Genomic DNA, 2,263 nt, shown 5'->3' with positions numbered 1-2,263 from the left:
CCTCGATGCCGCCGATGCCGGAGCCGATCAGGACGCCGGTGGCGCATTGCTCTTCATGCGTCTTGGGTTCCCAGCCGGAATCCTTCAGCGCCTCGTCGGCGGCGGCAATCCCGTACAGGATGAAGTCGCCGATCTTGCGCAATTCCTTCGGCTCGAGCACGGCCTCGGGATTGAAGGTGGCATTGCTGCCGTCACCACGCGGAATGACGTGGGCGATCTTGCAAGCAAGGTCCTCCACCTCGAACTCGGTGATGCGCTTGGCAGCGCTGCGGCCGGTCAGAAGCTCCTTCCAGCTGTGCTCGAAGCCCATGCCGAACGGCGACAGCAAGCCAAGGCCCGTGACGACGACACGCCTCATCGCAGGTCCTCCCCGGTGATGACTGCAGAAAGCGTCAGGCCGAAGCCTTGTCGATGTACTTCACGGCATCGCCGACGGTCAGGATGGTCTCGGCCGCGTCGTCGGGGATCTCGACGCCGAATTCTTCTTCGAACGCCATGACGAGTTCGACCGTGTCGAGGCTGTCGGCGCCCAGATCATCGATGAAGCTCGCCTGCTCCGTCACTTTGTCGGCATCGACGCCAAGGTGCTCGATGACGATCTTCTTGACGCGCTCTGCGGTGTCACTCATTTGGGCATCCTCGTCTTTTGTTTGTCTGTCTTCGTTAGCGGGCAGAATGCCGCTAATCAAGCTGAAAGATGGTCCTGCCGGAAACGCAACGACTACGGACCGATTTTTGCCCGAACCGCCGGGTTGCGGGCCGCATTACACGAAAAATAGCTGAGGTCCAAGCCGAAATGGTCTCTTTACACAACCCGCCGGCGTTGCTGCAGAACCTCGTTCAAATCATAGCCATGCCGCCATTTACGTGGATGGTCTGGCCGGTGACGTAGGCGGCTTCGTTGGAGGCGAGATAAGCGACGGCGGACGCGACTTCGACGCTGGTGCCCATGCGCCGCGTCGGGATCGCCGCCATGATCGCCTCTTTCTGCTTGTCGTTGAGCTTGTCGGTCATTGCCGATTCGATGAAGCCTGGTGCAACACAGTTAACTGTGATGTTGCGGGTGGCGATCTCCTGCGCCAGCGACTTGGAGAAGCCGATCATGCCGGCCTTGGAGGCGCAGTAATTGGTCTGGCCGGGATTGCCGGTCACGCCGACCACCGAGGTGATGTTGATGATGCGGCCATGGCGGCGGCGCATCATCGGATGGGTGAGTTCGCGGGTGAGCCGGAAAACGGCGGTCAGATTGACCTCGATCACGCTGTCCCAATCGGCATCCGACATGCGCACGAACAGCCCGTCCTTGGTGATGCCGGCGTTGTTGACCAGGATGTCGACGCCTTCGAGATCGGCCTCGGCTTTCTGGCCGAGCGCCTTGACCTCGTCACGGTTGGACAAATTGGCCGGGAACAGCTTGACCCGGTCGCCAAGCTCGCTAGCCAGCGCCTCCAGTTTCTCGACGCGGGTGCCATGCAGGCCGACGATCGCGCCTTGCGCATGCAGCATCCGGGCGATCGCCTCGCCGATGCCTCCCGATGCGCCGGTGACGAGCGCCTTGCGGCCAGTCAATTCGAACATTTTTGTCTCCTGATTGAGAAGAGAACACCCCTTTGCAGGGAATGGGATCAAATAGGGCTTTATGCAAGCGCTGCTAGCGTTGCCTCGACCTCAGCCGCCGAGCCGACCGACGCAGTGGCGATGTCGCGGTTGATGCGCCGCGCCAATCCCGAAAGCACCTTGCCGGCGCCAATCTCGTAAAGCGTGGTGACGCCATTTGCGCCGAACCACTCCACGGTCTCGCGCCAGCGTACGCGGCCGGTTATCTGCTCGACCAGGCGGCGGGCGATCTCGTCCGGATCGCTGGTCGGGCTGACCGTGACATTGGAGAGGACGGGAACGACCGGCGCATTCTTTGTCACACCGGCGAGTGCGTCGCGCATAACGTTCGCGGCCGGCGCCATCAGCGCCGAATGGAAGGGCGCGGACACCTGCAGCATCAGTGCGCGCTTGGCGCCTTTCTCAGTGCACAGTTTCGCCGCCAGTTCGACCGCGGCCCTGGCGCCGGAAATGACCAGTTGGCCGCCGCCATTGTCGTTGGCGATCTGGCAGACGGAGCCTTTGGCGGCTTCCGCGCAAGCGGCTTCGACATCGGCCTGTTCCAATCCGATGATCGCCGCCATGGCGCCCTCGCCGGCCGGCACCGCCGCCTGCATGGCATTGCCGCGGATGCGCAGCAGCCTGGCGGCATCGGCAACCGAAACGA

The 2,263-nt window shown here is 62.6% G+C and carries 4 protein-coding genes; all 4 read right to left on the bottom strand.

Annotated features, from left to right (window positions below):
• A partial coding sequence (locus ENZ74_RS29700; protein WP_281059746.1) for a beta-ketoacyl synthase N-terminal-like domain-containing protein occupies window positions 1–358 on the bottom strand: 358 nt, incomplete at its 3' end.
• 34 nt (window positions 359–392) lie between these two features.
• Window positions 393–629 (bottom strand): acyl carrier protein, encoded by a 237-nt coding sequence (locus ENZ74_RS29695; RefSeq protein WP_006203723.1) that lies wholly within the window; start codon window positions 627–629, stop codon window positions 393–395.
• Between the two features lie 211 nt (window positions 630–840).
• Window positions 841–1,578, bottom strand: a complete 738-nt coding sequence (gene fabG / locus ENZ74_RS29690) for a 3-oxoacyl-[acyl-carrier-protein] reductase (RefSeq protein ID WP_013532516.1) — start codon at window positions 1,576–1,578, stop codon at window positions 841–843.
• A 59-nt stretch (window positions 1,579–1,637) separates the two neighbouring features.
• Window positions 1,638–2,263: ACP S-malonyltransferase (locus ENZ74_RS29685; protein ID WP_164761305.1), on the bottom strand; the 626-nt coding region annotated here is incomplete at its 5' end.

Source organism: Mesorhizobium sp. M7A.F.Ca.CA.002.15.2.1 (genome assembly GCF_003998715.1).
Lineage (GTDB): Bacteria > Pseudomonadota > Alphaproteobacteria > Rhizobiales > Rhizobiaceae > Mesorhizobium > Mesorhizobium ciceri.
The sequence above is the reverse complement of the archived record's forward strand: the minus strand, read 5'-3'. Positions and strand labels throughout refer to the sequence as shown.

Excerpts from the sequence above, each read along its gene's own strand:
- ENZ74_RS29695 (WP_006203723.1), bottom strand. The coding sequence starts at position 629 with ATGAGTGACACCGCAGAGCGCGTCAAGAAGATCGTCATCGAGCACCTT.
- fabG (WP_013532516.1), bottom strand. The coding sequence starts at position 1,578 with ATGTTCGAATTGACTGGCCGCAAGGCGCTCGTCACCGGCGCATCGGGA.